General features: G+C 68.6%; 11 protein-coding genes. 6 read left to right on the plus strand and 5 right to left on the minus strand.

The genetic code is table 11. The features are described from left to right. Window positions 1–21 precede the first annotated feature (21 nt). Complete coding sequence (locus P0M04_RS21660) at window positions 22–477, plus strand: hypothetical protein (RefSeq protein WP_259447064.1); 456 nt, start codon at window positions 22–24, stop codon at window positions 475–477. On the opposite strand, the gene P0M04_RS21665 is transcribed toward P0M04_RS21660, so the two are convergent. Together P0M04_RS21665 and P0M04_RS21670 are read right to left on the minus strand one after the other, a co-directional pair. Beyond that, window positions 469–2253, minus strand: coding sequence for a DUF885 domain-containing protein (locus P0M04_RS21665; RefSeq protein ID WP_259447063.1), 1785 nt, complete (start codon window positions 2251–2253; stop codon window positions 469–471). The two genes, P0M04_RS21660 and P0M04_RS21665, sit on opposite strands and share 9 nt — an antisense overlap. Before the next feature lie 92 nt (window positions 2254–2345). Beyond that, complete coding sequence (locus P0M04_RS21670) at window positions 2346–3962, minus strand: M28 family peptidase (RefSeq protein WP_259447062.1); 1617 nt, start codon at window positions 3960–3962, stop codon at window positions 2346–2348. Window positions 3963–4136: 174 nt separating this feature from the next. Between P0M04_RS21670 and P0M04_RS21675 the strand changes: the two genes are divergently transcribed. From P0M04_RS21675 to P0M04_RS21685, 3 genes are read left to right on the plus strand one after another with little or no spacing between them, the layout of a single operon-like run. Further along, on the plus strand, window positions 4137–4532 hold the full coding sequence (locus P0M04_RS21675) for a hypothetical protein (RefSeq protein WP_259447061.1): 396 nt from the start codon (window positions 4137–4139) through the stop codon (window positions 4530–4532). Continuing rightward, the gene (locus P0M04_RS21680) at window positions 4529–5989 is read left to right on the plus strand and encodes an ATPase domain-containing protein (protein WP_259447060.1); all 1461 of its coding nucleotides are present in this window, start codon (window positions 4529–4531) and stop codon (window positions 5987–5989) included. Before P0M04_RS21675 ends, P0M04_RS21680 begins: the two co-directional genes overlap by 4 nt. A 9-nt stretch (window positions 5990–5998) precedes the next feature. Then, window positions 5999–7378, plus strand: a complete 1380-nt coding sequence (locus tag P0M04_RS21685) for a hybrid sensor histidine kinase/response regulator (protein WP_259447059.1) — start codon at window positions 5999–6001, stop codon at window positions 7376–7378. Here P0M04_RS21685 and P0M04_RS21690 read toward each other — a convergent pair. Genes P0M04_RS21690 through P0M04_RS21700 form a run of 3 tightly spaced genes read right to left on the minus strand, consistent with a single transcriptional unit; the run spans window position 7368 to window position 12338 of the window. Continuing rightward, window positions 7368–8564 carry a pyridoxal phosphate-dependent aminotransferase gene (locus tag P0M04_RS21690; RefSeq protein WP_259447058.1) on the minus strand — a complete coding sequence of 399 codons (1197 nt, stop codon included), beginning with the start codon at window positions 8562–8564 and terminating at the stop codon, window positions 7368–7370. The genes P0M04_RS21685 and P0M04_RS21690 overlap by 11 nt on opposite strands. Before the next feature lie 44 nt (window positions 8565–8608). Then, on the minus strand, window positions 8609–11479 hold the full coding sequence (locus P0M04_RS21695) for a putative bifunctional diguanylate cyclase/phosphodiesterase (protein WP_259447057.1): 2871 nt from the start codon (window positions 11477–11479) through the stop codon (window positions 8609–8611). A gap of 4 nt (window positions 11480–11483) precedes the next feature. Further along, a complete protein-coding gene (locus P0M04_RS21700; protein ID WP_259447056.1) occupies window positions 11484–12338 on the minus strand; it encodes a phosphate/phosphite/phosphonate ABC transporter substrate-binding protein in 855 nt (284 codons plus the stop codon). Between the two features lie 225 nt (window positions 12339–12563). On the opposite strand from P0M04_RS21700, the gene P0M04_RS21705 reads away from it, so the two are divergent. Together P0M04_RS21705 and P0M04_RS21710 are read left to right on the plus strand one after the other, a co-directional pair. Further along, the gene (locus tag P0M04_RS21705; RefSeq protein WP_259447055.1) at window positions 12564–14750 is read left to right on the plus strand and encodes an ATP-binding response regulator; all 2187 of its coding nucleotides are present in this window, start codon (window positions 12564–12566) and stop codon (window positions 14748–14750) included. A 256-nt stretch (window positions 14751–15006) separates the two neighbouring features. Then, entirely contained in the window at window positions 15007–18342 is a 3336-nt protein-coding gene (locus tag P0M04_RS21710; protein ID WP_259447054.1) for a PAS domain S-box protein, read from the plus strand. The last annotated feature ends 223 nt before the right edge of the window (window positions 18343–18565 follow it).

Genomic DNA, 18565 nt, shown 5'->3' on the forward strand with positions numbered 1-18565 from the left:
ACGCATTATGTAGGCGCTTTGTTGGCGCTGCTGAGCGCCGGCGCGCATGCCGATGACCTGTTCACGAAGATCGACGCGGACCCGAAGCGCGAGCTGTGGATCGACAGCGGCTTCGCGACTTACCACTTCGACCGCGACAAGAACCTCAACGGCGGCAACCGCGGCCTCGGCGTCGAATACCGCTTCTCGGGCACGATGGCGGCGGCGGCAGGGCGCTTCGTCAACAGCGACAGGATGTATTCGAATTACGTCGGCGTGCTGTGGCAGCCGTATGCGCTGGGCCCCGTGCGCCTCGGCGCGGCGATCGCGGCGTTCGACGGGTATCCGAAGATGCGCGACCGCGGCTGGTTCCCGGCCGTCGTGCCCACGTTCACGTACGAGTACCAGCGCGTGGGCGTGAACGTCGGCGTGATCCCGTCGTACAAGGATCGCCTGTACGGCGGGATTTCCGTGCAGTTGAAGGTCAAATTATTTTGACGTCGGTGGATACGGCGATTTCCCGCCGTCGGCGATGAACGTATCGATCCGCGCCTTCAGCACGGGCAGCGGCACGGACCCCAGCTGCAGCACCGTGTCGTGGAACGCGCGGATGTCGAATTTGTCGCCCAGCGCCGCCTCGGCCTTCCGGCGCGACTCGATGATCGCCATCTCGCCCAGGTAGTACGACAGCGCCTGGCCCGGCCAGGAGATGTAGCGGTCGACCTCCGTCTGGATCTCGTGGTCGGACAGCGCCGTGTTGTCGTGCATGTAGGCCTGCGCCTGCTCGCGCGTCCAGCCCAGCGCGTGGATGCCCGTGTCGACGACGAGGCGGGACGCGCGCCACGCCTGGTAGCTCAGCATGCCGAACGTTTCGTACGGCGTCTCGTACATCCCCATTTCGCTGCCCAGTCGTTCGCAATACAGCGCCCAGCCTTCGCCGTATGCCGAGATGTAGGCGCGGCGGAACGGCGGCACGCCCTGCTGTTCCAGCGCCACCGGCATCTGGAACGCGTGGCCCGGCGCCGATTCGTGCAGGGTCAGCGCGGGGAGGCTGTACAGCGCGCGCGCCGGCAGGTTGTACGTGTTGACGAGGTAGATGCCCGGACCGCCGCGCGCCGACGTGTAGTACGGCGCCTGGTCCGGCGGCACGGGCACGATGGCGAAGCGGCGGCGCGGCAGGTACCCGAAATACTGGTCGGCCTTGCCGTCGAATTTCTTGGAAATCCACGCGGCGCGCATCAAGAGTTCTTCCGGCGTCTTCGCATAGAACTGCGGGTCGCTGCGCAGGAAGGCGAGGAAGGCGGGCAGGTCGCCCTTGAAGCCGGCTTTTTCCCTGGTCTGCTGCATCTCGGCGCGGATCTTCGCCATCTCGCTCAGGCCGATCTGGTGGATCTGCTGCGCGGTCATGTCCGTCGTCGTGTACTCGACGATCTTCGACTGGTAGTACGCCTTCCCGTCCGGCAGGCGCTCCGCCGCGAGCGTGGTGCGCGCCTTCGGCACGTACTCGTCGCGGAAGAATTGCAGGGCTTTCGCGTACGCGGGCTTCACGGCGCTCTCGATCAGCGCGATGCCCTGCGTGCGCAGGCGCGTCTGCTCGTCCATGGAGATCGTCGCGGGCATCTCCTTGAACGGCGTGTACCAGACCGTGTCTTCCGGCGACTTGGCGTTGACGATGTTGAGGAGCGGCGCGTCGCGGCCGGCCAGGGTCACCTGCGGCGGCGTGAAGCCGCGTGCGAGACCGGCGCGCATATTGTCCAGTTCTTCGTCGAAGTAGCGGGGCAGGTCGGCCAGCTGGGCGAGGTAGGCGCGGTATTCCTCCGCATTCTTCAGCGGGCGGCGCGCGATGTAGGCGATGTCGGACCAGAACGCGCTGTCCGCGTTCACCGGCTGCTCGTATTCGCGGAAGCGCTGCGCCGCGACGAACGCGGCGATCTGGGCGCGGTACACGGCATAGTTGATCTGCTCGGCGCGCGACAGGTCCGCCGCGCGGATGCCGTCCAGCCGGCGCAGCACGCCTTCCCACATCGCCAGGCGCGCGGCCTGCGTGCTTGCGTCGACCTTCGGCAGCGCGTCGCGGACATCGCGCGGTTCGTCTTCCTCCCACGCGAGCCGCTGCTTGATCCTCCATTGCCACTCGGCCTTGTAGATGGCCTGGAAGCGCGCATCGGCTTGCGCGGTCGCCTTGGCGGCGACCGGCGCGGCGACGGCGGCTGCAGGCGCGAACAGCGTCGAGAGGGCGAGTGAAAGGGCGGCGGCGAGCAAGGTCTGCTTCATGGTGGTCCTGTGGTCGAGGTGTCGTGAGCGGAGGCAGGGTATTGCCTCAGCTCACGATATTACCCGGCAGATTCACCAGAAGCCAGTCTTGCTCAACGTTTTACCTTGCCGTATGCCTCACCCGCCTTCCACGTGGGCAGCGTGGGCGCATTCGCGACCGCATAGCCGAGGTTCAGGGTGAACTGCGCCTGCTGCACCATGCCGGACAGGTCCCAGGACGGATCGTACTGGTCGCTGATCTGGTGGTAATCCTTCGTGAACGCGCGCATCTTCGCGCCTTCCGCCGCCTGGTCGTGCTCGAAGTCGAAATGGCCGTCGCCGGAGAACACGGCCGAGCCGACGTTGAACGCGGGGACGCCGGCCTTGGCGAAGTTGAAGTGGTCTGCGCGGAAGTAGGCGCCGCCGAGGTCCGGCACGGGCGCGGCCAGGGTTAGGCCCATCGCCTTCGCGACCGTGGCGGAGGTCGCATACAGCGAGCTGCGCTCGGCACCAGCCACGCCCATGTCGCGCGTGCGGCCGACGAAGTTCATGCTGTCCAGGTTCAGGTCCGCGGCGGTCTTCGCCAGCGGCCACACGGGGTTGCGCACGTAGGCCAGGCTGCCCAGCAGGCCCTGTTCTTCCGCGCACGGCCACAGGAAGATCTGCGTGCGTTTGGCCGGACGCTTGACGGCCGCCTGGGCCATCGCGAGCAGGGCGGCCGTGCCGGAGCCGTTGTCGATGGCGCCGTTCCAGATATGATCGGGCTTGCCGTTGTCCGGATCGATGCCCAGGTGGTCCCAGTGCGCGGAATAGACGACCGCCTGGTCGCGCAGCTTCGGATCGGTGCCGGGCACGATGCCGGCCACGTTGTACTCGACGACGGTGCGGACAAGACTCTTCACGTCCGCCTCGACGCTGGCCGCGAGCGGCACCGGCTTGAAGCCACGGACTTCGGCGGCGGCGCGCAGGCGGTCGAGGTCCTGGCCGCTGGCCGCGAGGAGCGTCCGCGCCATGTCTTCGCTGATCCAGCCCTGCAGCGGGTTGCCCTTGCCGGCGAGGTGGAACTGCTCGTGCGAGAAGCTGTTGACGGGGACGCTCCACGGATACGACGCGGACGGCGTCGTGTGGATCAGCAGGATGCCGGCCGCGCCCTGGCGCACGGCTTCCTCGAACTTGTAGGTCCAGCGGCCGTACCACGTGAGCGACTTGCCGCCGAAGCGGTCCGGCTCCGCGCTCGTGGGCTGCGGATCGTTGACCATCGCGACGAGCACCTTGCCCTTCACGTCGGCGCCGAGGAAATCGTTCCAGCGCTCGTCGGGGGCGTCGATGCCGTAGCCGACGAACAGCAGGGGCGCCGACACGCGTGTGGCCGCGTTGCCATCGGCGTTGCCGAACACGACGTCCTGGCCGAACGTGGCGGGCAGCACGCGGCCGCCGGCCACGAAGCGGAAGGTACTGCCGGGCAACGTCTTCTGGCCGACCAGCTCGACCTTCTGGCGGTAGCCGCCGTCCGCCAGCGGCTTCAAACCCAGCACGGCAGCCTGGGTCTCGAGGTAGCGCACGGTGAGTTCGCCGCCGCGCTGGCCCGTACCGCGGCCTTCGAGCAGGTCGTCGGCGAGGAAGGACAGGTGGGCGCGCAGCGGTGCCTCGGCCACGGGCGGGGCGGACTGGGCGTGTGCGGTGCCGGCGGCGGCGAGCAGGAAGGAGGCGGCGTAGATACGGAAAGACATGGTGGACGGCTCTTGAGTGATACAAGTGCGCGATGGTAGCACCGGCTGTCGCACGTTGTCCGTATTGACACTATATTAAATAAATTAACCTTGCATTCACGTTATAATTCAAAGAACGGACGTGCCAAGCCGAGGCCACGCCGCATGGCATGACAACTCCGACACCACTCCTGCATGGATAAAGACGAAAACAGAGCGCAACCGGCTCCCGCCGACCATGCCGCGCCGCTGATCCGCCCCTGGTCGCGCCTGGGCCGGCAACTGGTGCCGCTGATCGGCGAAGGCGGTTTCGTCGCGTTGTTCACGCGCTCGGCCCGCCTGCTGTCGCCGCCGCGGGCGTGGCTCAGCATCGACGCCACGCGCCGCACGAGCACGTTGCTGCTGTCCGCCCTCGAGCACGACCTGGCGGCGGCGGACCCCGCAGAAGCGGCCGCGACACACGATGAATTGATGGGCGCGTTCGTGCGGCAGCTGGGGGCCCTCATCGGCCCCACGTTGACGGCACGGCTGCTGGCCGAAACCGGTGCGGACGGCACGCCGCAAAAGAATCAAGAGGAGCACGATAAATGAGCGGAAAAGTAACCCTGGAGAAATTGTGCACCGGTGTGCCAGGGCTTGATGTGCTTCTGGGCGGCGGCCTGACGGAGTTTTCGTTCACGCTGATCGCGGGCGCACCCGGCAGCGGCAAGACGACGCTCGCGCACCAGATCATGTTTTCGCTCGCGAACGAGCAGCGCCGCGCGCTGTTCTTTACCGTGCTCGGCGAACCGCCGCTGAAGATGCTGCGCTACCAGCAGCAGTTCACGTTCTTCGACATGGACAAGGTCGGCCCGGCGATCCGCTACGTCAACCTTGCCGACGACCTGCGCGCGGGCGATTTCAGCGGCGTGCTGGAGCGCATCATGCGCGAAGTGGAGGATTTCGGCCCCAGCCTCGTGTTCGTCGACTCGTTCCGCTCCGTCGTGCAGACGGCGCGCAGCGGCAACGAAGGCTTGTGGGACCTGCAGCACTTCATCCAGGAACTGGGCTCGCGCATGGCGACCTGGCAGGCGACCACGTTCCTCATCGGCGAATACACCCAGGCGGACGTCGAGGCCAACCCGATCATCACGGTGGCCGACGGCATGATCGCGCTGTCGCACAACCTGGACGAGGATTCGGTGGTGCGCAAGGTCCGCATCGTCAAGATGCGCGGCCAGGCCCACCTGGCCGGCGCGCACACGCTGCGCATCACGGACGACGGTATCCGGGTCTATCCGCGCGTGCTGACGCCCGTGCTGGATGCCTACGAAACCATCGCCGACGGTCCGCGCAAGATCGCAACCGGCGTGGCGGGCCTGGACGAGATGCTCCACGGCGGCCTGCCGCAGGGTCATACGATGCTCGTGTCCGGCCCCACGGGGATCGGCAAGACGATCCTCGGCACGCGCTTCCTGCAGGCCGGCGCGGCGCAGGGCGAGAAGGGCATCGCCGTGTTCTTCGAAAAACACACGTCGCGCCTGCACAACGCGGAACTCATCAGCATGGTGCAGTCCGGCCAGGTGACGGTGCTGCAATCGCTGTCGCTGTCGCTCACGGTCGAGGAATTGCTCGACCAGCTGACGGAGGCGATCGAGCGCACGGGTGCGACCCGGGTCGTGATCGATTCGTTGTCGGAGATCGGGCTGTATCTCGCACCGGAATTCCGCTACGACCTGCGCCTGTCCGTGTTCCGCACGCTGTCGCTGCTGGCGCGGCGCGGCGTCACCGCCGTCGTCACGGTGGGCTACGAGGAGAACCAGCCGAACTGGCGCTTCTCCATCGACAACCTGTGCTTCCTGGCCGACGCCGTGCTGTCGATGCGTTTCGCCGAAGTGGAAGGACACGTCTGCAAGTTCATGACCGTCATCAAGGTGCGGGGCACGAGCCACAGTAACGAGCTGCGCGAATACCGCATCACCGACGCGGGCATCGAGGTCTCGCCGCACGCGACGAACCTCGATGCCCTCATGACAGGCTTCCCCACGCGGCGCGAGCCGCACAAGTAAAGGACGACGATGGGAACGTACCGACAACAGCCGCCCGCCTCGGCGCAGCGTTCCCTCGATGATGTCGTGCGCGACGCCGGGTTCGACGATGCGCTGCTGCGCCGTGTCCATGCGCTCGAGGCCGAACTCGAGGCGGTGCACGCACTGGTCCGGCGCCAGGCCGAGGAGCGCGAGGTGCTCGAAGCCGACGTGGCGCGGCTGCGCGAAGCCAACGAGAACCTCATCCTCGCCACCTTCAACGCGGAGGATCAGCGCGAAGACGCGGAAGCCGCCAACCGCCGCCAGAACGAATTCCTCGCCATGCTCGCGCACGAGCTGCGCAATCCGCTGTCGCCGCTGGCGATGGCGGCGTCGCTGCTGGAGCGCGACGCCGGCGCCGCGCCGCAGCAGCTGCGGCTCGCGAGCGTCATCTCGCGCCAGGTCGACCACATGGCGCGCCTGCTAGACGACCTGCTCGACGCGGCCCGCATCAGCAGCGGCAAGATCACGCTCACCGTCGAATCGCTGGCCATGGCCGACGTGCTGCGCCACGCCGTCGAGACCGTGCAGCCGCGCATCGCGGAACGCGGCCAGGCGCTCGATGTCGAGCTGCCGGCGGGGGCGGTCGCGGTGGAGGGCGACAAGGTGCGTCTCGCGCAGGTGTTCACGAACCTGCTCGGCAATGCTTCCAAATACACGGGCGACGGCGGACGGCTCCGGCTTGCCGCGCAGGCCGGACCAAACGAGATCGTGGTGACGATTGCCGACAATGGCACCGGCATCGCGCCCGAGGTGCTGCCTTATATTTTCGACCTGTTCACGCAGGGTCCGCGCTCGCTGGCCCGGTCCGAGGGCGGGCTCGGCGTGGGCCTGAACGTCGTGCGCAACCTCGTGGGCATGCACCACGGGACGGTGGAGGCGCACAGCGATGGTCCCGGCTGCGGCAGCCGCTTCACGGTGCGCCTGCCGCGCGCTGCCGGCGTGCCCGCGGCGCCGGTCGTGCCCGAACCGGCACAGGCCACGCCGCGCCGCCGCATCCTGCTCGTGGAAGACAACGAGGATGCCAGCGCCACGCTGGCCGACATCCTGCTTACGCAAGGCCATGAGGTCGTGTGCGAAGCGGATGGCCGCGCCGGCCTGGCGCGCGCGCTCGCCGAGCCGTGGGACGTGATCGTGTGCGACATCGGCCTGCCCGAACTCGACGGCCTCAAGCTGATGCAGGCCCTGCGCGCGCAGCAGGAAGGCGCCCGTCCGTATGCGATCGCGCTGACGGGCTACGGCCAGCCGGACGACGAGGCGCGCGGCCTCGCGGCCGGATTCGACCGCTACCTCGTCAAGCCGGTCGGCGCTGCCGCGCTGCTGGCCGTGGTCGCCGACGCCCCCGCCCCGGTCTCAACCTTCAGCGCCTGACCAGGCGCGCCAGGCGGTCGACCGCCTGTTCGATCCGCTCGTATTTCGTCGCGTAGGAAAAGCGCACGTGCTGTTTCGGCGCGGCGAACCCGAAGTCATCGCCCGGCACGATCGCGACCAGCGCGTCGCGCAGCACGGCCATGCCGAACGCGCTGCTGTCGTGCGCCAGCGGATGGTCGACCTGCGTGATGTCGGCATACACGTAGAACGCGCCGTCCGGCAGCACGGGTACCTGGAAACCGAGGTCGCGCAGCGCGGGCACGAGGAAGTCGCGGCGGCGGCGGAATTCCCGGCGGCGCTCCTCGAAGATGGCGATGGCGTCGTCGTGGAACGCGGCCAGCGCCGCGTGCTGGGCGATGGCGGGCGCGCAGATGAACAGGTTCTGCGCCAGCTTTTCGATGGCCGGCACGAGCGACTCCGGCAGCACGAGCCAGCCCAGGCGCCAGCCCGTCATGCTGAAGTATTTCGAGAAGCTGTTGACGGTGATGACGTCGTCGCCGAACGACAGGGCGCTGGTCGCGCGGTCGCCTTCCTTCTCGCTATAGTACAAACCCTGGTAGATCTCGTCGACGATCGAAAAACCGCCGCGCGCACGCACGGCCGCGACGACGTCGCGCGTCTGTTCCGGCGTCATCGACGTGCCGGTCGGGTTCGACGGCGACGCGACGATCACGCCGCGCGTGCGCTCCGTCCAGCGCCCGGCCACCTGGGCCGCCGTCAGCTGGTAGCGCTCGGCCGGACCGGACGGCACGAGGACGGCCTGGCCGCCGAACGCGCTGACGAAGTGGCGGTTGCAGGGGTAGCTCGGGTCGGGCATCAGGACCTCGTCGCCTTCCGCCACGAGCGCGGCGCAGGCCAGCAGCAGGCCGGCCGACGCGCCCGCCGTCACGACGATGCGCTGCGGGGCGATGTCGAGGCCACAGGCGCGGGCGTAGTGCGCGGAGATGGCTTCGCGCAAGGCCGGGAGGCCCAGCGATTCCGTGTACTGCGTGGCGCCGCGCTGGATGGCGTCCATGGCGGCGCGGGCGACCAGGTCGGGTGCCGTGAAGTCGGGTTCGCCGACGCTCATGCTGATGACGTCCTGGCCGGCGCGCACCATCGCGGCCGCGGCCTTGACCATTTCCATCACGCGGAAGGGTTCGATGGCGTCGACGCGGCGCGCCACCTGGAGTGGATTGTGAGACATGGTGGGATTGTCGAAACGGAGGAATCCCACTAGTTTAGCCGAATCTAGGCAATCGCGGTCCCGGCCAGCAGCGCCTCGCACGCCTGGGCCGGCAGCGGCCGGCTGACGTAATACCCCTGGATCTGGTCGCAGCCGTATTGTTCCAGTTCGCGCAACTGGTCCACGTTCTCGACGCCCTCGGCCACGACCTTCAGGCTGAGACTGTGCGCGAGCCGGATCACGGCCTTCGTGATCGCAGCGTCGTCCGGATCGTCCGGCAGGTCGCGCACGAAGGTGCGGTCGATCTTCAGCGCGTCCAGCGGGAAGCGTTTCAGGTACGCGAGGCTCGAATAGCCCGTGCCGAAATCGTCCACGGACAGGCGAATGCCGAGGGCCTTGATGCGCGCGAGGATCTCGACCGCGCCTTCCGGGTTCGTCATCAGCATCGATTCGGTCAGCTCGAATTCCAGCAGCGCCGGGTCGACGCCGGCGCGCGCGACGATGCACTCGACGGCGCCCGCCAGGTCCGCCTGCTGCAGCTGGCGCGCGGACAGGTTGATCGCCACCGGTTGTACCATCATGCCCTGCGCCTGCCAGGCTTTCAGCTGGCGGCACACTTCGCCGATCACCCATTCGCCGACGGGCAGGATCAGGCCCGTGTCCTCGAGGATGTCGATGAATTCCAGCGGCGGAACGAGGCCGCGCTGCGGATGGTTCCAGCGCAGCAGCGCCTCGAAGCCGCTGATGGTGCCGGTCGCCAGGTCGAGCTTGGGCTGGTAGTGCAGCAGGAATTCGCCGCGCTCCAGCGCGAGGCGCAACTGCGTTTCCGTCTGCAGGCGCTGCGTCGCGTTCTCGTGCATCTCGGCGACGTAGAACTGGTAGTTGTTGCGGCCGCCGTTCTTGGCGCCGTACATCGCGGTGTCGGCATTCTTCAGCAGCGTCTCGGCGTCGCGCCCGTTCTCCGGATACGTGGCGATGCCGACGCTGGCCGACACGAACAGCTGCTGGCCCTCGAGATAGAACGGCTGCGCCAGCGCCTCGATGACACGCGCGGCGATATCGGCGGCCACGCCGTCGTCGTCCAGCGCGGGCAGCACGAGCGCGAATTCGTCGCCGCCCAGCCGCGCGACGACGTCGTCCGCGCGTGCGCAGGCAGTGAGCCGTTTCGCCGCCTGCACGAGCAACTGGTCGCCGACGTCGTGGCCCAGCATGTCGTTGACGTTCTTGAAGCGGTCGAGGTCGATGAACATGACGGCCGCGCGGCCTTGTGCGCGGGCCGCGGCGGCGATCGCGTCTTCCAGGCTGTGCGCGAGGCGGCGCCGGTTCGGCAGGCTCGTGAGCGGATCGTACTGGGCCAGGTACGTCAGCCGGTTGCGCGCTTCCTGGCGCTCGACGGCGGTGGCGACGATGTTGGCCACGCCGTGCAGGAAGTTGGCGTCGTCGGCGCCGAAGCGGCGCGGGCGTGCGGCGTACACGCCCAGGTGGCCGAACGCGCGCTCGCCGCACACGATGGCCGTGTCGATGCCCGTGTCGATCCCGTGCAGCGCGGCCAGCGGCGCGAACCAGGGCCGCAGCGCCGCGTCGATGGCATGGGCGACGACAGGCGGGTCGTCCTGCGGGCAGGCCAGTTGCAGACCCGTGGACTGTGCGAGCCGGCCGGCGCCCGCGCGCACGAGCATGCCGTCCGGACCCGCTTCGAACAGGGCGGCGCCGGGCGCGCCGAGGCCGCGCGCGGCGGCGTCGGCGGCGTCCGCGAACAGTTCGTCGAGGCCGTTCGCGGCCAGCGCCTTGCGCCCGAGTTCCGCGATCAGCGTCTGGCGCTGCGCGTTCTCGACGATCGTGCGCTCGAATTCCTTGCGTTCCGTGATGTCGATGTCGATGCAGATGTAGCGCTCGACCGTGCCGGGCGCGGCGAACATGGGCACGATGGTGCGGTGCCAGTGGCGCCGGCCGTGGCGTCCCGCGATCACGACCTCGCCGTTCCAGACGCGGTCCGACGGCTGCCACGGCAACCGCGCGCCGGCCGGGCGTCCGACGTCGCCCAGACGCTGGCCCACGACTTCCGGGCGGGTGAAACCGCTGCTCGTCACGAACAGGTCGTTGACGCCGGTGATGACGCCGGCCGCGTCGGCCTCGCACACGATCGCGGCCTGGTCCATCGCACTCTTGTGCTGCATGAGGGAGTTCATCAGCGAATCGATGCGCTGGCCGAACTGGTCGCGCAGGCTGGCCGCGCTGCGGTTGACGGCGCGGATGGCTTCCTGGATCTCGGTCGGCGCGTCGGCCAGCAGCGCCGCCTCGGCGGTGATGCGGCCCGCGGCCACGTCGTGCTCGAACGAGCGCAGGCGCCCCAGGTTGTCGAGCCAGCGGCGCACGAGGGTGCGCATCAGGGCGACGCTGGCGACGAACACGACGAACGCCACGCCGGCCGTCTCCAGCACAAGGCTCCACAACTGCGCCGCCAGCTTCTCCTCGTCGAACTGCAGGCGCACGACGCCGTAGTCCTTGCCGCCCACGTTGGCGATGCGGTTGACGTCGTACAGCTTGTCGGCGATGCGCTGCGTCAGCCAGCGCGGCGCCAGCCTGCGCGTCACGCGCGGCGCGTCCACGCGGAGGATGCCGCCGCCCACGTCGATGAATTCGGCGCGCTTGAACGGCGACTGGAACAGCATCTTGCCCAGGGTGCGCTTGACCGTGTCGTAGTCGCCGATCACCACGCTGTCCTCGATCGTCTGCGTGGCCACCTCGACGAGCGTCAGCGCCGTGTCCTGGGTTTCCTCGATGTGCTGCAGGAACTGGTAGCGGTAGAACAGGCCCAGGCCCGTGCCCATCGACAGCAGCAGCGTGAGGCTGAACACGGTGAACACGCGGCCGACGAGGGAGCGGGGCAGCGCCGGGATGCGCTGCAGGAAGCGCAGGATCGGAGAGAGGGTCATCGTGTCAGCGCAGGTTCGGCGGCGCGTCCGCGTGGAACGCGCGGTAGGCGGCATAGTCGGCGTCGCTGGCCGCGACGAAGGAAACGGGCGCCGGCGCATGCACGAGTTCCGCAGCGGCCGCGAGGATGCTGCGGCCTTCCGGATCCTTGTCCATGCCGAAGAAGGCCTCGGCGACCGCGCGGACCTGGTCGGCCGGGACACGCGGCGACGCCATCAGGGCCAGGTCGTTGAACGGCTCCGAACTCCACAGCACGCGGAACGATTTGTGTTCGCGGCCCCGGTAGTTCTGCACGAGCTGGGAATTGGCGCCGGCCGCCACCGCCTTGCCCGCGAACATCTGGGCGAACGCGGCATCCATGTTGCCGGCGAAGACGACGTCGACGGGGACGTTCCGGCGCAGCAGCTGGGCATACGCGACCTTGTACGCGATCATCGCTTCCGGACCGGGGAAGGCGACGGGCTCGCCGGCCAGTTGCGCCAGGCCCATCACGGGCGAATCGGCCGGCACGACGATCTGCGCCCGCACGGGCGGCGCATCGCGGCGGCCGAACACGGTCCAGCCCAGCCGTGCGCGGTCCGGGCTGAACAGGTGATTCGTGAACGCGAAGTCGACTTCGCGCGCGAGCACATAGCTTGTCGTGTCCGCCGACGTGCGGCCCAGTTTGAGATTCAGGCGGACGCCGCTTTTCGCCGACACGTAGCGGATGATCGGGTTCCAGAAACCGGCCGACACCTGCAGGTTGTACTGATTGACCGGCGAAAAATTGTAGGCCGGCGGTGGCGCGGCACGCGCGGCGCCGGCGGCGGACAGGCAGGCCACGACGGCCAGGGCAGGGCGGACGAAGGAATGACGATACATGGTTCGTTGACGTGGCGCCGGCGGGGTGTCGGCCGGCATGTCGCAAATATAACATATTTCCAAACTGCAACAACACGAATTGATTTGCCAATGTTGGCCATCATGTGCCGGGCGACCTCATGAAGCCTGTACCGACAGGGGTTATGCTTTTTTTGCACGTGCGCGATCTCGTTCAATCTTGCTGAAGATACAATCAGACGATTCGGATTTTCGTTATCGGAAACCATGAGAGTGCGCACGCATCTGGCCCTGCTGGCCGCCGTCGTTTTCCTGCCCGTGATCCTGGGATCGGCGATCGCCATCCGGCTGCTGCTCGATGCGGAGCGCCAGGCCGTGCTGCGCGGCATGCAGGAGCTGGCGCGCGCCACCGTATTGACGATGGACCAGGAGCTCACGGCCGCGCTGGCCAGCGGGCAGGCGCTGACGACGTCGACGTCGCTGTTCCGCGGCGACTTCGCGACGTTCTACAGCCAGGCGAGCAATGCGAACGCGGGCAGCCGCCGCCACACCGCGCTGCTGCGCGCGGACGGCGACGAAGTGTTCAACACCATTCGTCCATACGGCACCGCGACGGGCGAGCCGAAGGCCGCCACGCGGCAGCGCGTGCGGAGTGTGCTCGACCGCGCCACGCCGGGCGTGTCGGACCTGATCGTGGGCAACGTGACCGGCAACTACGTCGTGTCGGCGCAGATCCCCGTGGCGCTGGGCGACGGCCGGCGGCTGGTGCTCGGCCAGTGGCTGTACGCGCGCGACCTGAACCGGATGCTGCCGCAAGACGTGCCGGCGTCGTGGCTGATCACCGTGTTCGACCGCGGGGGCAGCACGATCGCGCGCAACCAGCGCTGGGCGGAGCACGTGGCCGGCAAGCCGCGCCCGGAACTGATGGCGGGCCTGCGCGCCGGCGCGGGGATCGTGCGCAGCGACAGCCGCGAAGGCGTGCCGATGTACGCGGCGGTGGCGCGCTCGCCGCTGTCCGGCTGGACGGCCGCCGTCGGTGTGCCGGTGGCGGAACTGGAGGCGACCGCCGCGCACGCCGTCTCGCTCACGGCCGCGACGCTGCTGTGCGCGGTGGCGCTGGCGTGCCTGGGCGCGCTGCTGTTCGCGCGCCGCCTGCTGCGCGCCACCGAATACCTGGGCGCCGCCACCGAGGGCATGGTCGACGGCTGGCTGCCGCCGCCCGCCGACCTGCGCATCACGGAACTCAACGCGCTGCAGAAGGTGCTGCACGCCGTGTCCACCCGCCTGATCCGGCTGGACGCGGCGCGCCAGCGCCACTTGGCGGAGGCGGAGGCGGCGCGCAGCCTCGCCGAGGCGCAGAACCGCGCCAAGGACGAATTCCTCGCGATGCTGGGCCACGAGCTGCGCAATCCGCTGGGGGCGATCAGTTCCGCCATCGCCCTGATCCAGATGGGCGCCAGCGGCCAGGCGGCCGAGCGCGCGCACCAGATCATCGGGCGCCAGAGCCGCCACCTGGCCCACCTCGTCGACGAACTGCTGGACGCCAACCGCGTGCTCAGCGGCCGCGTGACGCTGGCGCCCGTGCCGCTCGACCTGGCCGCCGCCGTGCGCGACGTGGCGCTGACCCTGCAGACGCAGGGGACGACGGCCGAGCACACCGTCGAACTGGACCTGGCGCCGGTGTGGGTCTGCGCCGATCCGACCCGGTTGCAGCAGGTGATCGGCAACCTCGTCGAGAACGCCGCCAAGTACACGCAGGCGGGCGGCTGGATCCGCGTGTCGGTCCGCCGCGCGGCCGGGCCGGACATGGCGGAGCTGGTGGTGGCCGACAACGGCAAGGGCATCGACCCCGACCTGCTGCCCCGCATCTGGGACGTGTTCGTGCAGGGCAAGGTGCTGAGCCGCGCGAAGGGCGGGCTCGGGATCGGGCTGGCCGTCGTCAAGTCGCTCGTCGAGCAGCAGCATGGCAGCGTGGCCGTCGCCAGCCACGGGCCGCAGCAGGGGAGCACGTTCACCGTCCGGCTGCCGCTGGCGCGCGCGGCGTTCGCCGGCCCCGGCGCGGACAGTGGCGCGGATGGCGTGGCCGTCGCACCGGGCCGGCGCGTACTGCTCGTGGAAGACAACGACGACCTGCGCGACATGACGTGCGCGCTGCTGCAGTCGCGCGGCTGCACGGTGATGGCGGCGGCGGACGGCAGGTCCGCGCTCGCGCTGGCCGCCGGCCAGCGTCCCGACGTGGCCTTCGTCGACATCGACCTGCCCGACATCTCCGGCTACGAGGTGGCGCGGCTGCTCAAGCGCCAGGGCGGCATCCGGCTCGTGGCCGTCACCGGCTACGGCCAGCCGGACGATGTGCGCCAGGCGCTGGCCGCCGGCTTCGACCTGCATTTGAAAAAGCCCGTGCGGCTGGAGGAACTGGAACGCGCGCTCGGCGAGCCCGATCCCGTGCGCTGACCGGCCTTTCTTTGATTGCGTTCGCCACTGTATCTGGCGAGACGGTTGTTATCGCTATCTATCTTGTATCGGGAAACTGGACGGCGGCCGTTCAAATGCCCTTATTTGGCAGGCGCGCTACGGTTTCGCTCGCCGGCGCCACGGATTTCGTTAAATATTGTTAAACGTGGCGAGCACGATTGAAATTCGATTGGCAGTGATCGAAATGTCAAGTAATCTGGGGTTGCAGGGCGTGGACAACCGATAATCGACAACCATGGCCGACTCGACACCTGACGTATCGATTGGAGTCCGCGACGACGAAGTCGTGGAAGCCGTCCTGCGCGAACGCGCGGCGCATCTGCCCGCGCGTGACGGCGCGGCGGAGACGGCCGTGCTGGCGCGCCTGGCGCAGGCGCTGGCCGACACGCCGGAGGATGTCCAGCAGCATCTGGCCGACGCCGTCCGCACGCTGTGCGGTGCCGATGCGGTCGTCGTGGCGGTGCGCGACGGTGCCCACGGTGCCCACGGTACGCACGACGCGCCCGACGGCGACACGGTGCGGTGGTGCGTCGTCTCCGGCGCGCTGGCCGGACATGAGGGCGAGCGCTGGGGCCTGGACGAGTGCGCGTGCGGCACCGTCATCCGCGCCGACGGCGCCGTGCTGATGGAACAGCCGGCCGATAAATTCCCATCGTTGCGCGCCAGCGGCGTGCCCGTGGCCGAGTTCCTCGGTGTGCCGTGGCGCGTCCACGGCAACGCGACGGGCGCACTGGCGGCCGTACTGGGCGATGGCGAGGCCCGCTTCGATGCCGACGACCTGCGCCGGCTGCGCACCTGCGCCGCGTTCGCCGCGGCCGCGCACCAGGCCGGCGGCGCGCGCGCGGGCGCCGACGGCGGCGAGATCGAGCGCAAGGTCGAGGAGCGCCTGCGTCCCGTTTTGGAAAGCAAGGAACACCTGGAACGCGAGGTCGAGGAGAGCCGCGCGGCCGAGCGGTTGCTGCGCGAACACAAGGCCCTTATCGACGCCACCCTCAGCATCAGTACCGTCGGCGTACTGTATTTCGACATCGACGGCATCGTCCGCGACGTCAATGCGGCATTCGAACGGATGACGGGCTATACCCGCGAGGAATTGCGCACGATGCCGAACTGGCGCGACATGACGCCGCCCGAGTTCTGGGACGTGTCGGCACGCGCGCTGCGCGACCTCATCGACAAAGGGGTCACCCTGCCGTACACGAAGCAGATGCGGCGCAAGGACGGCAGCCGCTGGTGGGGCCTGTTCGCGCCCGCGCGCATCTCGGGCGAGGGTGCAAATGCGCGCTGCGTGCTGTTCGTGATCGACGTCACCGAGAACAAGGAGACGGAGGCGCGGCTGGCCGAGAGCGAGGAGCGGTTCCGGGCGATGGTCGAGGGCTTCGCGCAGACGGTGTGGGAAGCGGATGCGCACGGCCGCGTCATCACCGGCTCGCCCAGCTGGACGACCTATACGGGCCAGTCGGAATCGGCGTCGCTGGGCGTGGGCTGGATCGAGGCCGTGCATCCGGACGACCGCGCCTATGTGCTGCGCGAATGGCGTGCGGCCGTCGGCACGCGCCGGATCCTGAACGCCGAGTTCCGCGTGCAGATGGCCTCCGGCGGCTGGCGCTGGACCAATGCGCGTGCGGCGCCGCTGTTCAACCGCGACGGCAGCGTCCGTAAATGGGTGGGCATGCACATCGACGTCGACGAGCGCCGCCGCACCCAGGCCGCGCTGGCCGAGAGCGAACGGCGCTACCGCATGCTGTTCGAGGCGATGGACGAAGGTTTCCTCCTCGCGACCGTGCGCTTCGACGATACGGGCCGGCCTACCGGCCTCGATTACGCGGAAGCGAATCCGGCCGCCGTGCGCATGGCCAACATCGCCTACGTGGGGCCGGGCCAGCTGCGCATGCCCCCGGAGCACGAGCCGTGCTGGCTGGACGCCTGCGCCCAGGTCGTGCGCACGGGCGTCTCCAGCCGCTCGCAATGCTTTTCGCAGCCGCTGGGCAGCTGGTACGACTTCTTCGTGTACCCGGTCGGCGGGCGCCAGGTGCCGCGCGTGGCGATCCTGTTCCACGACATCACCGTGCGCAGGCGCGCCGAGGATGCGCTGCGCGAGAGCGAGGGCCGGTTCCGCGCGCTGGCCGACGCGTCGCCCGCGCTCGTGTACCAGTTCGACGTGGACGGCAACGTTATCTACCTGAACCAGCGCTGCGTCACCGATGAAGTGACAACGGCGGACGGCAACGCCGGCTGGAAGAGCATCTCCCGGCCGGGCGACATGGACGCGTACCTGCGCGACGTGTTCGACGCGATCCGCACGCGCGGCGCCTTTACCCAGCGCATGCAGGCGGTGGTGAAGGATGGCAGCCGGCACTGGTTCGAATCCCATGCGTCGCCCTGGCATTCGGGCGACGGCGAACACCGTGGCTACGTCGGCATCTCGCTCGACATCACGGGGGCCGTGCAGGCCGAGGAGGCGCTAAAGGAGGCCGACCGTCGCAAGGACGAGTTCCTTGCGACGCTGGCCCACGAATTGCGCAATCCCCTGGCCCCGATCAGCAACGCGGTGCAGCTGATGCGCCGTCCGGACGGCCGGCGCCAGTCCGACCGTGTCGTCGAGATGGTGGGGCGCCAGGTGAAGCAGATGGCGCGCCTCGTCGACGACCTGCTGGAAGTGTCGCGCATCACGCGCGGCAAGATCGACCTGAAGCTGGAGCGGCTGCAGTTCGCCGAGATCGTCCACAGCGCCGTCGAGACGAGCCAGCCGATGATCGAGCGGGCCGGCCACCAGCTCGCCGTCGCGCTGCCGGAGCAGCCGCTCGTCCTCGAAGCCGACCGCGTGCGCCTGACGCAGGTGTTTGCCAACCTGCTCAACAACGCCGCCAAGTACACGGACGGGGGCGGACGCATCTGGTTCGACGTGCGGCGCGAGGACGGCCAGGTCCTGGCCATCGTGCGCGACACGGGCATCGGCATTCCGGCTGATGCGCTGCCGTGCGTGTTCGACATGTTCGCGCAGGCCCACCGGTCCGCCGGGCGGGGACAGGGCGGCCTCGGCATCGGCCTGACGATGGTGCGCAGCCTCGTCGAGATGCACCACGGCACCGTCGAGGCGCGCAGCGCCGGGCCGGGCCAGGGCAGCGAGTTCATCGTGCGGCTGCCGCTCGCAGCCGAGCTCGATACGGATGACGACGCACCGCAGCTGGGCCTGGCCCAACCGGCCGCGCCGTTCCACGGCCAGCGCATCCTTGTCGTGGACGACAACCGCGACGCCGCCGATACGCTTGGGTTATTGCTGGAAGCGGATGGCGCCGAGGTCCGCGTCGTGTACGACGGTCGCGCCGCGCTGGCGATGGCTGAAACTTTCCAGCCGACCAGTGTTTTGCTCGACCTCGGGATGCCCGGCATGGACGGCTATGAAGTCGCGCGCCGCCTGCGCCAGGACGAGCGCTTCACCACCGTGCGGATCGCGGCACTGACGGGATGGGGGCAGGATGCCGACCGGCGCCAGACCCGCAACCGTGGCTTTTCGCACCATCTCACCAAACCCGTCAGTATCGAGGAGTTGCACAGAATTCTTGCCTGAAAGAGATCATACGACGTTGCTGAAACAAAAAGTTACAAATTTGTGACATATGCGAACTGCATTTGGTTCCGCTATGTGCGTTAGCTAACGTCAATATGCTTCCCGCCTTAGTAGACTGAAATCAACGTCAACCGATGTTGGGAGGCAGCGATGGCGTGGATTTCACAATTCGTCAGATACCTGGGCGTCTTCAATGATCCCCAGTTACACCCTGAAACGATTT

The sequence above is a fragment of the Telluria mixta genome (assembly GCF_029223865.1).
Lineage (GTDB): Bacteria > Pseudomonadota > Gammaproteobacteria > Burkholderiales > Burkholderiaceae_D > Telluria > Telluria mixta.